The sequence below is a fragment of the Chitinophaga sp. genome, assembly GCF_039596155.1.
In the GTDB taxonomy this organism is placed as follows: domain Bacteria; phylum Bacteroidota; class Bacteroidia; order Chitinophagales; family Chitinophagaceae; genus Chitinophaga.
The window spans coordinates 130,619-146,689 of the sequence record NZ_JBCNKF010000016.1; the positions used below are offsets into that span (position 1 = coordinate 130,619).

At 41.5% G+C, this 16,071-nt stretch carries 16 protein-coding genes and 1 tRNA gene; 9 read left to right on the forward strand and 8 right to left on the reverse strand.

Features of this window, described 5'->3' with window-relative positions:
- Window positions 1-122: 122 nt before the first annotated feature.
- Together ABDW33_RS16735 and ABDW33_RS16740 are read left to right on the forward strand one after the other, a co-directional pair.
- Complete coding sequence (locus tag ABDW33_RS16735; RefSeq protein ID WP_343691225.1) at window positions 123-1,619, forward strand: S8 family serine peptidase; 1,497 nt, start codon at window positions 123-125, stop codon at window positions 1,617-1,619.
- A 7-nt stretch (window positions 1,620-1,626) separates the two neighbouring features.
- Window positions 1,627-1,866, forward strand: coding sequence for a hypothetical protein (locus ABDW33_RS16740; RefSeq protein ID WP_343691226.1), 240 nt, complete (start codon window positions 1,627-1,629; stop codon window positions 1,864-1,866).
- Window positions 1,867-1,906: 40 nt separating this feature from the next.
- Here the strand turns inward: ABDW33_RS16740 and ABDW33_RS16745 are convergent, their stop codons facing one another.
- Window positions 1,907-2,389, reverse strand: a complete 483-nt coding sequence (locus ABDW33_RS16745) for a GNAT family N-acetyltransferase (protein ID WP_343691227.1) — start codon at window positions 2,387-2,389, stop codon at window positions 1,907-1,909.
- A gap of 69 nt (window positions 2,390-2,458) precedes the next feature.
- On the opposite strand from ABDW33_RS16745, the gene ABDW33_RS16750 reads away from it, so the two are divergent.
- Window positions 2,459-2,869: a hypothetical protein gene (locus ABDW33_RS16750; protein WP_343691228.1), complete on the forward strand. Its 411-nt coding sequence runs from the start codon at window positions 2,459-2,461 to the stop codon at window positions 2,867-2,869.
- A 39-nt stretch (window positions 2,870-2,908) separates the two neighbouring features.
- Here the strand turns inward: ABDW33_RS16750 and ABDW33_RS16755 are convergent, their stop codons facing one another.
- The 3 genes from ABDW33_RS16755 to ABDW33_RS16765 are packed head-to-tail and all read right to left on the reverse strand — an operon-like array spanning window position 2,909 to window position 6,852.
- The gene (locus ABDW33_RS16755; RefSeq protein ID WP_343691229.1) at window positions 2,909-3,037 is read right to left on the reverse strand and encodes a class I lanthipeptide; all 129 of its coding nucleotides are present in this window, start codon (window positions 3,035-3,037) and stop codon (window positions 2,909-2,911) included.
- 57 nt (window positions 3,038-3,094) lie between these two features.
- Entirely contained in the window at window positions 3,095-4,801 is a 1,707-nt protein-coding gene (locus tag ABDW33_RS16760) for an amidohydrolase family protein (RefSeq protein WP_343691230.1), read from the reverse strand.
- Between the two features lie 17 nt (window positions 4,802-4,818).
- Window positions 4,819-6,852 (reverse strand): PKD domain-containing protein, encoded by a 2,034-nt coding sequence (locus tag ABDW33_RS16765; RefSeq protein WP_343691231.1) that lies wholly within the window; start codon window positions 6,850-6,852, stop codon window positions 4,819-4,821.
- A 148-nt stretch (window positions 6,853-7,000) separates the two neighbouring features.
- Here ABDW33_RS16765 and ABDW33_RS16770 point away from each other — a divergent pair.
- The 4 genes from ABDW33_RS16770 (at window position 7,001) to ABDW33_RS16785 (ending at window position 11,147) form a co-directional block, all read left to right on the forward strand.
- A tRNA-Ser gene (locus tag ABDW33_RS16770) sits at window positions 7,001-7,085 on the forward strand.
- 510 nt (window positions 7,086-7,595) lie between these two features.
- Window positions 7,596-8,438, forward strand: a complete 843-nt coding sequence (locus tag ABDW33_RS16775; protein ID WP_343691232.1) for an AraC family transcriptional regulator — start codon at window positions 7,596-7,598, stop codon at window positions 8,436-8,438.
- A 76-nt stretch (window positions 8,439-8,514) separates the two neighbouring features.
- A complete protein-coding gene (locus ABDW33_RS16780; protein ID WP_343691233.1) occupies window positions 8,515-10,866 on the forward strand; it encodes a S41 family peptidase in 2,352 nt (783 codons plus the stop codon).
- A complete protein-coding gene (locus ABDW33_RS16785; protein ID WP_343691234.1) occupies window positions 10,863-11,147 on the forward strand; it encodes a hypothetical protein in 285 nt (94 codons plus the stop codon). Before ABDW33_RS16780 ends, ABDW33_RS16785 begins: the two co-directional genes overlap by 4 nt.
- 220 nt (window positions 11,148-11,367) lie before the next feature.
- On the opposite strand, the gene ABDW33_RS16790 is transcribed toward ABDW33_RS16785, so the two are convergent.
- Together ABDW33_RS16790 and ABDW33_RS16795 are read right to left on the reverse strand one after the other, a co-directional pair.
- Window positions 11,368-11,808: a nuclear transport factor 2 family protein gene (locus ABDW33_RS16790; protein ID WP_343691235.1), complete on the reverse strand. Its 441-nt coding sequence runs from the start codon at window positions 11,806-11,808 to the stop codon at window positions 11,368-11,370.
- Between the two features lie 11 nt (window positions 11,809-11,819).
- A complete protein-coding gene (locus tag ABDW33_RS16795; RefSeq protein ID WP_343691236.1) occupies window positions 11,820-12,851 on the reverse strand; it encodes an NADP-dependent oxidoreductase in 1,032 nt (343 codons plus the stop codon).
- A gap of 119 nt (window positions 12,852-12,970) precedes the next feature.
- On the opposite strand from ABDW33_RS16795, the gene ABDW33_RS16800 reads away from it, so the two are divergent.
- On the forward strand, window positions 12,971-13,324 hold the full coding sequence (locus tag ABDW33_RS16800) for a winged helix-turn-helix transcriptional regulator (protein WP_343691237.1): 354 nt from the start codon (window positions 12,971-12,973) through the stop codon (window positions 13,322-13,324).
- Window positions 13,325-13,732: 408 nt separating this feature from the next.
- Here the strand turns inward: ABDW33_RS16800 and ABDW33_RS16805 are convergent, their stop codons facing one another.
- On the reverse strand, window positions 13,733-14,566 hold the full coding sequence (locus ABDW33_RS16805; protein WP_343691238.1) for an AraC family transcriptional regulator: 834 nt from the start codon (window positions 14,564-14,566) through the stop codon (window positions 13,733-13,735).
- 87 nt (window positions 14,567-14,653) lie between these two features.
- Here ABDW33_RS16805 and ABDW33_RS16810 point away from each other — a divergent pair, with 87 nt between their 5' ends.
- Entirely contained in the window at window positions 14,654-15,595 is a 942-nt protein-coding gene (locus ABDW33_RS16810; RefSeq protein ID WP_343691239.1) for an NADP-dependent oxidoreductase, read from the forward strand.
- A gap of 13 nt (window positions 15,596-15,608) precedes the next feature.
- On the opposite strand, the gene ABDW33_RS16815 is transcribed toward ABDW33_RS16810, so the two are convergent.
- Entirely contained in the window at window positions 15,609-15,968 is a 360-nt protein-coding gene (locus ABDW33_RS16815) for a helix-turn-helix domain-containing protein (RefSeq protein ID WP_343691240.1), read from the reverse strand.
- Window positions 15,969-16,071: the final 103 nt, after the last annotated feature.

Sequence of the window (16,071 nt, forward strand, 5' to 3'; positions counted from 1 at the left end):
GCCATGGAAAAGGGCCTGCCCGCTTTCGAGCAGGGGATGGATTCACATATTGTTTAGTAAATTCATGGCGTTAACTGAATATACCATTAGAAGAATTCCATTTACTCAAAAAATTACCGCTTATGGCAAAGAGCAAATCAAAGACAGGTAACTACATTCTATTGCCTGTCACAGAACCGCAAACCACTGCCGACACCAATCCTAAAGTAAAAAATTTCCTCACGGCAGTATTAGAGCCCGCAGTAAGCAAGGAAGCCGTTAGCCTGAAAACCCGCGGACCTGAAAAAACGGCGAAAAAGATCCCTTTAAAAGTGATTGATTCTATCCAGGATAATGGTGCCAAGCTGGTACAATTAAGCGAAGAGGAGCTGGCTGACTTTCGATTTTCTTATCCCGGACTGCGTATTATCAGGGAGAAATTCTATAAGAAGGCGCAGGTATACCGCGAATCGATTCAGCAGAAAGCAAAGAAGACCAGAACCACCAGGAAACTAAACCTGAGTATCACGGATACAGCTGGAAACCCTATAGCCGGCATTTATATTGTCGCCTTTACTGATTTTGAGAGCAGAACAGGAGATGCCGGAAATACGAATGCTAAGGGCAGGCTTTCACTGAACCTGGCAAGTAAGACTATTGAGCGCATTTATGTGTATCCTGAACATACTTACTGGGGATATTACAAAACAAATTTTAGTGCTACCAGTCTCAACATCAAATTACAAAAGATTGATACCGGCTACACAGATTCCTTACGTCATTTTTATAACGCACCTCAGTGGCCTAAAATCACCCGGAAAATCCGGATCGGTATCATCGATACAGGCGTAGGCCCCCATAAGGATCTGGTGGTAAGTGGCGGTTTGAACTGTGTGGCCAATGAAGATCCAACTGACTTCAAAGACAATGGCGAAGGCCATGGTACGCACGTAGCAGGTATAATCAGCGCCTACGGCGGTGTGTATGGCCTTGCGGCTGGAGTGGAAGTGTATAGTTACAGGGTGTTCCCGAAAAATGCGAATGCATCTAACTTCTATATCATGAAAGGACTGGCACAGGCCATCCAGGATGAATGTGATATCATTAATATGAGCCTGGGAGAGTCAGAGACAGATGAGGGGATCAGTAGTTATATCAAGCAGGCTTACAATGCAGGTATCCTGTGTTTCTGTGCAAATGGTAATGACGACAGGGGGCCGGTAAGTTTTCCGGCTAATTACAGTCTGTCTGTAGCAGTATCCGCAATGGGAAGGAAAAATACTTTCCCGAAAAATACGGTGCAGACAGGCATCGTAAAGTCACCTTATGGTACAGATAAAGCCAATTTTATAGCAGACTTTTCGAACATAGGGGCAGAAACTGATTTGACTGCTCCTGGTGTTGGAATAATTTCTACCTTTCCGAATGATTTGTATGCGATAATGGATGGTACCAGTATGGCATGTCCGGCAGCAGTAGGTATGGCCGCCCGTTTATTGGCGGAGGCACCGGACATACTTGCATTGCCACGCGCATCCGCAAGGGCGGATGAAATGTTGAAGTACCTTTCAACAAAGATCAAATCTCTAGGGTTTGGTGCAAACTATGAAGGAAAAGGTATGCTATTGGAGGATAAATAATTTTTGTATGGCAAACTATATATTACAATACAGGGGCACCGGCATTCCTGACCCGCAGCAGGTGAAGGAAACGTTGCATATATGCGGTGTAAGTATAATTGATGGCAGTCTGCTACCACTCACAGCGTTGCTGGATGTAAGTGATGGCGAAGTGGAGAATGTGAGGTGCAGGTTTGAGGCGGATTGGTCGTTGACTCCTGAGAAGAAATATAAAGTTCCTGATACAAGAAAGCATCCTGAAGAGTAATAAACCCGCTTTTGCCCAACCAGCAAAAGCGGGTTTCAATTTATTGCAGATCCATGATCATCCAGAGTGTCGTGTTATAATGCCCTGAATTTCCCATGGGTTTATCTAATTTCCTGAACCCTGCCTTTTCATACATCCCTACTGCTGTTGCCAGCTGATCAAATGTTTCCAGGTAGATCTGTTTATAACCAAGGCCCGGGGCCGCCGCAACAGCTTTATCCATCAGGATCTTTCCTAATCCTTTTCCTCTTGCGGCAGGTGACAGGTAAAATTTCACCAGCTCTGCACATCCTTCCGGTAATCCGGCTGTAGGATAAAGGCCGCATCCGCCTAATACTTCTCCGTTCTCTTCTGCAAGGTAATAGGTGCTTTTCGGATGCTGAAATACTTCATACAAATGATCCGTGTTCGGATCGTCATAAACGGTTCCAATCAAAGGGGCATCGAACTCAATGAAAATATCCCTGATAATTTTAGCCAGTGCACTGTTATCTTTTTGTTCAATAGTTCTGATCGTGGGCATCAATAATTAATATTTAGTAGAATGGTAAAATAGTCAAAATCCCTATACTTGCATAACAAACACTTGTTGATGATAGCAGACACAGACATCCGTGTGGGGAATTTGATTTGGTACTATGATTTGTACATGAATGAAACTTCCTTCAAAATTGAGGGTATACTGGAAGGATATGTCTACAATTCCTGCCTGCCTAAAAGCAAACTGCCGTTGTCAAAGGTAAATCCGTTGAAGTTGGAGGCGGAGCAATTGAATGGGTGGGGTTTTGTACGGGGAGAGAAGGAATATGGAGAAGATATTAATGTGTATTCTTACAGGTATACACATAAGGATAGCATTTATATCCGGGATGAGGGCTATGCATTTCAGCTGTTGACAGCGTCACCCGCAGGTCTGGTACCTTATGGAAGGCCGTTGGTGTATGTGCATCAGTTACAGAATTGTTTTTATGATCTGACGGCGGAAGAGCTTAGCTTGTTATAAAAGAGGCTGACCTTTCAGCCAGCCTTACGATTTTTGTTCTCAGCAAAGATTCCTGATACTTAACCAAACCGTGGTAGTCGGTGCTACTTTCTTGTCAGTAGTAGTTGCATTCAGATTTGCAATCCGGATTTTCTGCAGGTTGAGCTTTTTTGATTGTTGCTTTTTCATAAATGTTATTTTGATGGTAATAAAGCATTCAAATTAGCTGATCTCACTGCAATAATGTTACAGTGCCATAGCAACTTTCACAATTTTATCATGATCGATTGTATAGATTACCACGGCAGTCAGGGCCTTATCTTTCATCCCGGTCACACTTTCCTCATCTACTACCGTGTTGCCGGATACAATTCTTTTCACCACCTGGCAGTGCAGCTCAGGGGCTGCCTGAAATAGCGGACCATAACTTTTTCTCATCGCATCTTTCCCCTGCAATAGTAGTCGTCCGCTTGTCTGATCATAGATCTTCACGCTGTCACTGAATGGTGCCAGAAATGCTTCCAGGTTCCGCGCGTTATAGGCATTCAATTGCTGTTGTGCGAGGATTTCCGGTGTCACCGGCAGGAGTTTTTCTTTCGTGAAGACCTGACCATTGTGGATCGTCATGGCTATATTCCCCAATGCCTGCAGGTCTTCCAAAGGATCCTGCGTTAACAGGACCAGGTCTGCAATCTTTCCCTTTTCTATACTACCATAGTCTTTTTCTTTACCGAAACCAATTGCCGCATTCAGCGTAACATCTCTGATAATTTCACGATTGCTCAACCCTGCCTTTTGCATGGCCAGCAGATCTTCCAGCAGAGACGAGGCATGCATCGTCCCTATATTTCCTGCATCGGTACCCGCCGCAACCAATACGCCGGCTTCCTGTGCAAGTCTTAAATTGGTCGCCATAATCGTATCTCCTCTGTTGGGCACCTGGATAGATTTACGGGCGGTCTTGTAATCATACGCACCTGGCATATGTTGTAAATCGGTGAGTGTACCTAACATAAAAGGATCGCTGTAAGCCAGCTCGTGCGTGGTAAACGGCTGTTGCTGAATCATGGCACGATAATAACCGTCCATCACTCTCAGGGTAGGAATATATAGTACATGTTTTTGTTTCAGCAGTTGTAACATTCCCGCATCCATTACTTCGTCATCCACGCTATGTACGAGAATATCCGCACCTGCTTCAACAGCGAGTTTAGCTGTTGCCAACTGCGTAGCATGTACAGCCACCTTCAGTCCATTGGCATGACTTTCCAAAATAGCAGCTTTTACAATAGGCAGGGTACTATCAGCTTTATGACCAGAATAAACGATGTACCAGATCTTTATAAAATCAGGTTTATAGGGCAACTCTTTCCGTACTTGTGCCTTTGCTTCTTCCGGCGATGTCACTTTTACAATCGGCGGATCTTTTTCATCCAGTCGCGGAGGCAGGTAGGTAGATACGAGCGGGCCGGTTACCCACGTAGCAGGTGCTGCCGCTTCACTATTTGCTTTGTCCCTGATGTTAAAATTGGCCATCGGACCACCTACATCGATGACAGAAGTAATTCCACAGGCAAGGTACCTGGCCATGAGGTCGCTCAGGTGAGTTTTTACATAATCCTGGTCCTGCTGGTAAGGATAGTACTTTGTCAGGTTAATAGCATCGGGGCGTGTATATAAACCTCCGCTTTGAAAGAAGTGGATATGTGCATCTGTCATTCCTGGCATCAGGTATTTTCCGGTACCATCAATGACAGTGGCATCAGCAGGAATTTTTACCTTATTTCCGGGCCCGGCAGCAACAATGCGATCCTTGGTGATAATAACGTTTTGATCCGGGAGGGTCACATTCTTCTTCACATCAATCATATTCACATGGGCAATACAGATAGTCTGGGCAGCTGCCGACATAGTCAGGCCAAGTGCTGCCAGCAGCAAACAAGGGCGCTTCATCGTAAATTTTATTTAAGTTATCTGATCAGCGTGGCTGTTCCTTTCCTGAATATCTTCTTTCCGGTATCTTTCATGGTATACCTGAGCATCCACACATAAGTGCCGATATCGGCGGGCTGCCCTTTTACATTTCCATCCCAGCGCCTGGTCCAGTCTGTAGTTTCAAATACCAGTTGTCCAATACGGTTATATACTGCAAAATACAGGTCAATCGCCTTATATGCGTTCAACGGATAAAGATAATCATTCACCCCATCATTATTGGGAGAAAATGCGCTGGGAACATCTATGTAGCAACTGGTTACAGCTGTGATATAATGATCGGCTGTATCCTTACAATGAAGTTCGTCTTCGACAATCAGGCGGACGAGGTATTGCTGCTCCTTGCTGGTGGGAAAATATTGCTGAGGTTCCCCTGAAGGACTGATGCTGGTGACACCATTGCCATAATCCCAGAAGTAGCGGATGATGTTTCCAAAGCTGGTGTCTTTCGGGATCACTACATCCAGTGGGCAGTAGGGGCCAGGGTCCAGGATAAAACCGGCCCCCAGTTTCTGTTCAAAACTAAAGCTATCATAAGCAGTATCAGTACAAACCCCGTTTGTAACAATCAATTGGGCAGTCTTGATACCATAGGAGGTATACACTTTTGCGACCTCCTGAGTGGTGGCGGTTGTGTTATCTCCGAAAGTCCATTGCCAGTTGTTTACATCATGGTCTCCGTCATGGATAAAATCGACTGTATTGACTTTACAACTAATAGCTGTAGTATAGGAAAAGGATGCATTTACGGTATCGGCCGTATGAAAAATGACGGCTTGCGCGGATTGTTGTACAGGTTGCCCGCATTCACCAATCAGCACATTACCATCTGTACCACGTTGCAGTGTGACAGTATAATCACCTTTGCTATAAATAGGGTGGGAGAGTGTCACGATTACACTATCTGTCAGGTTATCACTGTCACAAAGTCCACGGGCGCCTGTAATGGCGATCGCTGCAGGTCCGGTTATAGAGAAATCGCTGCCATTAGCCGAGATGGAACTGCACCGGATAGGAGCGGATAATGCAATTTTCAATTCATTGGGTGCACAGCCGGTCTCGCCTTCTGCAACTACGGTGACGACTGGTGGAGCACCGATCCGGAAATGTAGGGTGTCGCCCACAGGGATGGGATTACCACAGGTATTGGCGAGGGTGTTGCCATCAGTCCCTGCCTGGGCCGCAATGATATAATCTCCGGGAGGAGGGATAGCATTCAGGGTGAGGGTAAGGGTATCGAAGTCGAACCCAACACTACATTGTGTGCTGGAAGCACCGGTGATCTTGTAGCCTCCGGGTGTCAAAAAGGTAAAGTCACTTCCATCGGCAGCCAGTGTCGTACAGGCCACTTTTCTGGAAATAGCTACTTTGATGGTATTGTTCAGACAACGGTAAGTTGCCGAATGTAGTTCCGGAACTGCCGGATCAGTAATATCTGCGGTACCTCCTTCGAACTGAAGACTGTACCCACTTTGAGAATCGCCATCGAAGTGACTGATTAACAAGAGGTATTCATGCCCCTTGGTAATAGTCGGCATTTTACTGAACAGCGGTTGTCCGGGGCCACCGCAAACGTCATTGAGGGTACCTGCTGCCGAAGCCCCGGTAATGCCACCTTCTCCCGACCAGTTCATACAAACATATAAAGATCGGTTTGTGAAAACGGCGTCGGGTGATTTATTGGTGATATCGAACAATTGCCAGTCGTAATCGTCTGTCAATGTATTGGGGGTGATGGTAAAACCAAGGGTGCCGCTGGTATAACAAGTGAATTTATACCAGTATGGATTGACATCTGTATGACCACCGTCATAGGGGCTGCTGCAGGTGGGACCCGGTACACCGTGCGTTTCGCAGACGGGAACGGATTTTTGAATAAAAGTTTTCGTACCACACACCGGGAAGGCGGTAGAGGGAGTCTGGCCGATAGAGGTACAGGTTTGCGCTGTAGCGGTTTTCAATAAGGCCAGCACCATGAATTGGTACAGGAAAAATTTCTTCAATAGCATGTTTTAAGGCGTCCGGGTAAACAATTTAGTGCTTAAAAATAGGTTTTTTTTCTTTGCAAATGCAGACTACGGTTGGATTTTCATGGAAGATAGGGAGGTGCTTGAAAATTTTTTTTTGAAAATTAATCCAGTTTCCTACTTTTGCAGCGGAGAAATGGCAGAGCGGTCGAATGCGGCGGTCTTGAAAACCGTTGACTGTAACAGGTCCGGGGGTTCGAATCCCTCTTTCTCCGCAAAATAAACGGAGACGTTTAGCAAAAGATTAGAAGCCTTCAGATGTAAAATCTGGAGGCTTTTTTGCGTTTTAAAGTTTTGAGATTGAATTTGGGATCAAGTTGAATTCTTGGGGAATTGAATTTGCCGGCCGGGTTTTAGCTGATTTTGACTGTGACAGGTCCAGGGGGGCGAATCCCTTCCTCCCAAGTCAAAAATTACTTATCAAAGGTGATTAAGGCAGTCGAGGTAAAATTTGTGGCAATTTTGTGGCACAAACGATATTGAAACTTGGAAAACCGCGTAAACGCTGGTAAAACAGTAAAAAGTTTTATTCCCTCCGGCTTCACAGCCTATTGAATTTGCCTCTGGAAAGATATGAGGTATCAGAAGTCAAAAGGTGCACTATATATTGGTTTTATGAAAGATTTAGTAATAAGCCATTAAGTGATTTATTGACCCCCATTCCCTTATCAATATTATCCAATTTAGTACAGCTTTAATTTGTCTACATTTACAGAAATTTTTTAATGCAAACTCAAATATGTCATGTTAAGCATCCTCATTTAGCTCAATTCATTGAGTCAATTTTACTTTTTTCAAAAACTGATTCTCAACCTTTCAATTACACAACTTTCCCAAATACAAACTTATGTCTGGCAATATATGCCAACAACGGGATTAACTATTCAAAGACCAAACCGTATAGTCTTTGTCTTGTTGGTTCAGGCAGCACCTATTATGAAAGTAGACTGTATGGTTTTCATGATCGGCCTTTTCATGCACAGCTTACCGCACCTGTTGACCAAATATGTATCCTTTTTCGTCCAGGTGCCTTAAGAGCATATACTAAAGTGCCTTATGAAGAACTCATAACAACAGAAAATGTGTTTGATTCTATATTTTCTCCAGGCGACAGATGGGTTCTCGAAGCAGTATTTAATAAGCAAATCACAAGTGAACGGGTTGATATTTTAGAGAATTTTCTTCTGAAAAAGCTTTTAAGCCCAAATAGTGATGCAAAGATAAAATACGCAATACAACTGCTATGTCAACAAATAGATAATAATATTAGTATTGAAAATATTGCAAAGAAGTGTAGTATGAGTGCCAGCACATTATACAGGCAGTTTTTTAAAGAAATTGGACAAAGCCCCAAAGCTTTTCAAAAAACAGTACGATTTCGTCAAGCGCTGCAACACTTATTACAAGTTGGGAAAGCGCCAATGACAAATATAGCTCATTCGAGTGCCTATTATGATCAGTCACATTTCAATAAAGAAATTAAAGTTCTGTCAGGGTTGCGTCCTAAGCAATTGCAAACTGCAATTAGTTGTGAGCAGAATAATCTTATATGGCTTTTAGGCGAATAGTCCACTTTGCATGATTTATACAATTTTGAGATAACGTGTTGCTATATATTTACGAACGAACCGTAAATATATTATAATGAATAAATTCCACTTAAAGATAATTTTAGCCGCTACTTTTATCTTCTGTACGTCGCGAGCATTATCCCAAACTTCAGTAAGTTCAAAAGATGAAAACGTAGGTAGAATTACTGAGTTAGGCAAAATATGGGGTGTTATCAAATATTTTCATCCTAATTCTGGTAAGGGGAATATGATAGATAGTGATAGCCTGTTCCTACATTTTGTTACCTCTGTAATCAATGATGGTTCTGAAGAAAGCTTTGTAACTAACCTCAAAGGAATGTTAGCTTCACTAAATGATCTCCACACGAAACTTATTCCTATAGCTGAGACATCTACAAAAAGCAGTGTCTTCCCGCAATATGAACGAAAGGCATTAAAAGGTAACAAGCTGTATATTTCTTTACCTCAGAATATATTTTCTAAGGAAATTTCTATGGATACTGTTATCGGAAATGATTGTAGGGAGATTATCTTAGATTTTCGCTGTAATGAAATCAATAACGATATCGGACTGCGCCAATACAATTCCTTTGTAGCACCACTCATTGCAAAACTGATAAATTCTACAATGATTTTACCAACAGAGCGTACCGTATGCTATAAAGGCATGATGAGGCAGGATTTTCCATACAGTATCAATCTCTTTGATCCTGATAAAAACGGTAACATGCCCCATTATCAAGTTAATACAGGTCTTAAAAATATTTCTGAAGGTAGTTACCTTTTTGCGAATTCGGAATATAACAATACCAACATTAAATTTTCCTTTGTTTTAAACAAGTTTGTAAATGTTAACACTGTCAAGGCGATAATGGCTCTTAAAAACAGGGGATTATGTTATGTGACTTTTGATGGGGATGTGCCGGAATACCTTTACGGTTCTTTTTATGATATTGAAGTCTGCAACAAATATATTGCCAGAATAAAAAGTTCAGAAGTGATCTATGAAGATGGCACATTGGGGAGTAAACCTGATTTAATATTAGAGGGAGGACGGATATCTCAAAAAGAATTTATTGAGAATATTACAGCGCTCTTTAGCAAGCCCCTTAAAGAAAATGATAATAAACATATAGAAAATACTGTCTACATTCAGAAACCTGTTAAATACTTGTCCGAAAATACGTTGCCAAGCGCTAGTCTAAGGCTCCTGGGGCTTTTTAATTTTTGGAACGCCATACACTTTTTTAGCCCTGATAAAAACCTGATTTCAGTGGATTGGGATAATGTTCTGCCTTATTTTGTTGCTAAATTTTTAAATGCTGATACACAAGAAAAGTATTTTCTTGCCCTTATGGAACTTACTGCTTCCATAAACGATGGACATGCTATTATGTTTAATACCAAAACAGGACGTACACCAAAAAATTACATGGATGGCAACCTCCCTATTGCCTGCGATATCATAAAAGGAAAGGTGTACATTACTTCAATTATGCCGGATAAATTACAGCAGGATGCATTAGCTCAATTTCACTATGGCGATGAAATTGTATCTATTGATAATATACCGGTAAAAGACATAATCAAAGGATGGGAAAAGCTGTTGGTGGCCTCAAATACTTCAGGATTTAATAGAGAATTGTATGCAACCTGGTTTACTGCCGGCAATACAGGAAGTACGGCTACTGTAAGAGTTGTAAACAAAGGAAAGCAGAAAAGTATTCATTTAAACAGGATCGACAGAAATGAATATTATAGTCTTTGGGGAAGAGTACCCCGTAAATACGCTTCAGGCATTTCGGATCCACCTTATTACAAAATTATTAAGGATAATATTGGTTATATCCGCCTGAACAAAGTTTTATCGCAAGAACTGGATACCATTGCTTATACGCTAAAGAGTTGCGATAAAATTATAATTGACGCACGGGGATATCCAAAAGATTCCCGTATAGGGACTCACTTTGCTTCCTATATCGCAACAAAAAAAGACACAGTGGCTTATGACGTTTTTCCGTTTATTACCAGCCCGGATCTGTCAAAAAATCAGGAATTAATTGAGTACGCTGTTATAGAACCCCATCACAATAATTACTTAAAAAATAAAAAATACTATATTCTTGTTGATGAAGGTAATCAAAGCCAGGGAGAATGGAATATCATTGCACTACAGGGAGTAACCAACGCCGTAACTATCGGGCGTACAACAGCTGGTGCTAATGGTATGGCAGTGTCTATTCCTTTTCCAGGGGACTATATGAGTTTTTTTTCAGGATTTGCGGAATATTATCCAGACCACACACCCAACCAAAAACTGGGTGTAAAAATTGACGTAATCGTAGAAAAAACACTGAAAGGTGCCATAGAAGGACAAGATGAGATTTTAAATAGGGCTATGGCAATTATTAATTCTAAGTTGTGATAAAAGATTTTGCAAATGAGTCAGCTTCAAAAACGGATGTAAAGTATCTTCTGGGACGTGATTATGAATTTTATGTTGTAGTTGATGATAACGGATCGACTGCTTGTAAGAAAGCTATTATGGAATTAAAAAAGATGGCTACGGATATTACATTACAAGTATTACAGGTCCTTCCTCACCGGGCAGATGATCATTCATTTCATATTTTATTCTCTACAAAAAAAGCAACAGATCCTGATTCAATCAATACAACCTGCCAGAAAAATTGGATGTTAATGTAGACAATCCCTACCAGATAGGTACCTCTTCCTGTTACGAAGAATAATTTGTTTTAATTATTTAAACAAAACCTGGCAGGTACATTCTGCCAGGTTTTGTTTAGACAAGATATTATGATGAACCATCTGCAAGCGCTGCTCAACTCTGTGGACCGGTTTTACCACACACAGTTCCTTACTCGTAAAAACGCCAATCGTTTTACATATCCTGAAGCGATCTTTTTCAGGATGCAATTGCTGTTTTATCCTGCCAATTGAAATTACCTACTCTTCTGGAAACGAGCCATTGACTATTCACACGAACGTACTCGTCTTCATAAGTGGCACCTACCGTAGTTCTTATTTTTTTACCATTTTCACTACCTATAAGCGTAATAAAACAATAACAGGTTCCGGTTGCGGTATCTCCATTTATCGTAACGGTTTGCTGTCCATTGAAATGGTAAACCGTGTCAAAGCCCTGGAGAAACTTTTCAAATGCCTGTACCATTTCTTTTCTTCCTTCCAGTTTTAAAATGGTTTCGCCTCCCGCCACCGTTTCGGAAATAGCATTTTCGGAAAATAATTCCGTTTGATGTACAAAATCCTTTTTATCCCCAAGCATTGAGATTTTATCAATGAGTTCTCTTAAGGCAATTTTGTCTGCTAATTCATTTTTATCCATAGTTCCGCTTATTAAACAGTCAATGCAATTTTTCCCTGTATGTTTCCTTTTGCAGCTCTTTCGTGTGCTTTACGGGCATCGGCAAAAGGAAAAACACTATCTATGACCACTTTGATAGTGCCATTATCAATCAAGCTGGCCAATTCCGAAAGTTGTGTACCATTTGAGCGTACCTGTGTAGCAGATACCGTAACGCCTAATTTTTCTGCCTCCGCTGCACCGCAAAAACCCAATGGGAAAATCGGGAATAAAGCACCTCCTTTTTTAAGTGTTTTCAAAAAACGTCCTGTCGCAGGGCCACCAACGCAATCAACTACCAGGTCTGCATCAGACACAATTTCATCAGCATTTTGTTTTGTGTAGTCAATAAACTTATCAGCACCCAGTTCACGCAAAATATTTCCCTGTTTTTCAGAAGCAACGGCAATCACATATGCACCCTTCCATTTTGCCAACTGTACAACAAAATGCCCAACGCCGCCAGCTGCTCCGTTTACCAGCACTTTTTTACCAGTAAGCGGTACAGGCTCGTGCCGGTTGGGTTGCAGCGGATTAGGTTGGTTATGCCCAAGTTCAATCAGGAACTGCCAGGCCGTAAGCAATGACATTGGCGCAGCAGCGGCTTCAACAAAATCAATGTTTTTAGGTTTCAAAGCCAGATCCGAGACATCCACACTTACATATTCCGCGTACGCCCGGCTATCTCCGTAACTGGGGAACCGTACCATAGCATATACTTCATCACCCACAGCAAACTCCTTTACACCTTCGGAAACTTCAACCACAATCCCCGAAATATCCGTCCCCAGAATGATAGGAAACGGCACTGCTGGCTGCCATTCCGGAGGTAACATTTTGTACCCGTCACGTAAATACCAATCAGGAGGGTTTAACCCGATCGCTTTCACTTTTACCAGTACTTCTCCTTTTCTCACTTCCGGAACGGGTGCATCTTCGTACCGAAGCACCTCTGGTCCGCCAAATTCGTGTTGTCTTATTGCTTTCATCACTGTCGGTCTGTTATTTTTCTTTTCTGCACTCATTTTATGTAGTATTTAATTGTTGGCAAAAATAAAATGACAGTATATTTGTAGCAAGTATGTACTTATTTGTACGCTACATACCCAAAGTAATGTATAGTTGATAATCAATGATATAAAAAATGAAAAAGAAAGAAAAAACTTGCCCGGAGGAAACTACCTGTTCTGTAGATTACGCTTTTAAACGCATTGGTGGTAAATACAAAGGCAGGATTTTATGGTATCTTCACGAACATTCCATTTTGCGTTACGGCGAATTGAGCCGAACCATGCCCGACATCACGACCAAAATGCTGACACAAACTTTAAGAGAACTGGAAGCCGACAATTTAATTGAGCGGAAAGTATACCACGAAGTCCCACCCAAAGTAGAATATACATTGACGGAGGTAGGAAAAGAGCTTATTCCTTTTATTCAATATTTAAAAGATTGGGGAGATAAACAGATTGAAAAGGAACAGGTAAAAATAGTATAGGGCGTGAAAATTATTGGCACAACTTTACAAACCCAAAACAAAAAGTTCAACCTCAAAACTTGTTACCTGACAGCGAGGATAATATTCGCATACCGTATTATCCCGCTTAGGTCGAGTGGGGTGGAGAATTGTGAGGAAAAGTAATAAGCGATCACGTATGCAACCTACTGTGATCGCCGAATTATTATGCACACTGTATTTCAATGCTTCTCTCATTATACGCTTGTCCGGATGCTTATCATATGATGGTAGGGTAGGTTGCCTTTCTGTCAGTGTTCACAGCTCACATTATTAAAGGCTGCGTAGCTCGGTAGTTATTTTTTCGTCTATTTTCCCTGTTGCTTTTTTGCATTCTTCTTTTCTTATCGCATCATGAGGGGGTACTCTGACCGCGCAAACTGAACTACTTCACACCCCCCTTTTAACATCTCTCAGACTATACCCTTTTTGCTTTTTGAAAAATTTATTAAGATGACTTACATCGGTAAAGCCAAATTCATTGGCTATTTCGTTGATCCGTTTATCACTATATTTTATCCTGTGCTCGATCAGGTTCACTTTATATTTTGAAATGTATCCCTGAAGTGTATCATTGGTATGTTTCTTAAAATACCGGCCAACGTAAGAAGTAGAAACTGTAAACATATCACTTATATGTTCGGCCCGCAGCTTTTTAGGATCATATATGTTCTGCTCTATATACTGTAAAATGCCAACAACTTTTTCCTCGGTTGCGTCAGCAACGTAAACAGGGAGGAATTTGGCAATATTACGGGCCACGATTATAACCAATGTATAAACTAACTGGCGGATGAGATCTTCATTATAAAAATCGCTGGCTGTTACTTCCCGATGTATAGCCTCTACTAATGGTTTAACGAAATCTTTATCTGCATAGTTTTTTAAAATGCAACCATGATGGCGGTTAGCATTTTGCAGAATATATTCTAAATGCTTTAAACTATCGGTTCCGAAATTACTTTTCTTAAGAAAAATATGATTGAACTTGAGGAATAAGAATTCGGTTTCCGTATCAATCTCAAAATGATGCGTGTCATCAGGAGTGATTAAATAAAGCTGGCCAGTATGATATACTGTGCTGGAGTAGTTTAAAATGTGTCTTCCTGTTCCGGAGCGAATATATGCCAGTTCAAAAAAATTGTGTCCATGCTCAAGCTTCGCACAAACGCTTGCGGTAACAAAACTAATATCATAAGGGTTATGGATATTTTCTTTCCGCATGCACCAAATATACCACATTATGGAAAATTTATACTCTATAAGAATAGGTTATCGAGTATAAATTTGTGCTTACTATAAATTACTACAATGAAAGCAATTATTTTAACGACACCAGGTACAACTGATAACTTTAGTTATAGAAATATTGAATTGCCGCACATTAAAGACCAGGAAGTTTTAATAGAAGTCAAGTCAATTAGCATTAACCCGATCGATATTAAGACAAGAAAGGGCCAGGGCGCTTTTCTGTATGCAAATCTTGACCCTGCCAAAGAATATATCCTCGGTTGGGATATTTCAGGCGTTGTTACACAGTCCCACTCACCTGCATTTAAACCCGGTGACGAAGTTTTTGGCATGGTCAATTTCCCGGGTATTGGGGCCACTTATGCTGAATATGTCGCTGCTCCGGCAAACCAATTGGCGAAAAAACCGGCAAATATTTCTCATGCCGAAGCGGCGGGAGCGACACTCGCGGCGCTAACCGCCTGGCAGAATATTGTAAACAAAGGAACAGTTAAACCGGGTGACCGGATATTGATCCACGCAGCGGCAGGTGGCGTGGGCCATTACGCGGTCCAGATTGCCAAACACTTCGGTGCATATGTAATCGGCACTTCCTCTGCTGCTAACAAGGATTTTGTCTTGTCGCTCGGAGCGGACGAACATATTGATTACAAAACCCGGCAATTGGTCGAAAATGTAGATCCCGTTGATCTGGTTATTGACGGCCTGGGATATCAAAGTGCGCTCGACTCTCTTGATCTCATTAAACCAGGCGGCATGCTGATAAGCATATCGGCACCGATAACTCCGGAAACAAGAGAAAAGGCAGCTAAATTCTCAATAGCAGCCGAATTTACCTCTGTTCGACCAAACGGAACAGATATGAATAGTCTTGCTGAAGTCCTTCATTCGGGTGCTATCCGGTCATATATTTCTAAAACCTTTGCCTTTATCGGAATGGCCGAAGCACATCATGCAATAGAAAGCGGTAGAACTATTGGCAAAATCGTTGTGAATCTATAGGTGCATTTGTAATTTATACTTTATCACCTTCTAATACATTTTTACGATGCTCCAGCCCCCATTCAAGCATTACATCCATTACCGTTTTAAAGGATTGTCCTGAACTTGTCAATAAATATTCAATTGTAACCGGAACGGTATTATACACCTGCCTTGTCACTATGCCGTTTGCTTCAAGGTCTCTTAACTCTTTAGATAACATCCGGGGATTTATATTCGGAATCTCTTTCTCAATTTCCGAATACCGCTTCTTACCAAAAAACAAAGCGGCGATGATCGGCAGCTTCCATTTGCCAGTAATCACGTTTACGGTATCATTTAGAGCCAGAATATACCTGGCCGGACAGTCCTGGAGGCTTTTAAGGTCTGACATAGTATTCATTTGTTTTAGGCACTATACTTTAGTATAGAACTATACAAAGGTATAGAACATACTTTTGTATAGCTAAGGTAACTACATTTGTAACGTTATATAA

Coding starts and splice junctions, on each gene's coding strand:
- ABDW33_RS16790 (WP_343691235.1), bottom strand. CDS start 11,808: ATGGATAAAAATGAATTAGCAGACAAAATTGCCTTAAGAGAACTCATT.
- ABDW33_RS16735 (WP_343691225.1), top strand. CDS start 123: ATGGCAAAGAGCAAATCAAAGACAGGTAACTACATTCTATTGCCTGTC.
- ABDW33_RS16810 (WP_343691239.1), top strand. CDS start 14,654: ATGAAAGCAATTATTTTAACGACACCAGGTACAACTGATAACTTTAGT.
- ABDW33_RS16775 (WP_343691232.1), top strand. CDS start 7,596: ATGCAAACTCAAATATGTCATGTTAAGCATCCTCATTTAGCTCAATTC.
- ABDW33_RS16755 (WP_343691229.1), bottom strand. CDS start 3,037: ATGAAAAAGCAACAATCAAAAAAGCTCAACCTGCAGAAAATCCGGATT.
- ABDW33_RS16740 (WP_343691226.1), top strand. CDS start 1,627: ATGGCAAACTATATATTACAATACAGGGGCACCGGCATTCCTGACCCG.
- ABDW33_RS16795 (WP_343691236.1), bottom strand. CDS start 12,851: ATGAGTGCAGAAAAGAAAAATAACAGACCGACAGTGATGAAAGCAATA.
- ABDW33_RS16760 (WP_343691230.1), bottom strand. CDS start 4,801: ATGAAGCGCCCTTGTTTGCTGCTGGCAGCACTTGGCCTGACTATGTCG.
- ABDW33_RS16800 (WP_343691237.1), top strand. CDS start 12,971: ATGAAAAAGAAAGAAAAAACTTGCCCGGAGGAAACTACCTGTTCTGTA.
- ABDW33_RS16815 (WP_343691240.1), bottom strand. CDS start 15,968: ATGTCAGACCTTAAAAGCCTCCAGGACTGTCCGGCCAGGTATATTCTG.
- ABDW33_RS16780 (WP_343691233.1), top strand. CDS start 8,515: ATGAATAAATTCCACTTAAAGATAATTTTAGCCGCTACTTTTATCTTC.
- ABDW33_RS16805 (WP_343691238.1), bottom strand. CDS start 14,566: ATGCGGAAAGAAAATATCCATAACCCTTATGATATTAGTTTTGTTACC.
- ABDW33_RS16765 (WP_343691231.1), bottom strand. CDS start 6,852: ATGCTATTGAAGAAATTTTTCCTGTACCAATTCATGGTGCTGGCCTTA.
- ABDW33_RS16750 (WP_343691228.1), top strand. CDS start 2,459: ATGATAGCAGACACAGACATCCGTGTGGGGAATTTGATTTGGTACTAT.
- ABDW33_RS16745 (WP_343691227.1), bottom strand. CDS start 2,389: ATGCCCACGATCAGAACTATTGAACAAAAAGATAACAGTGCACTGGCT.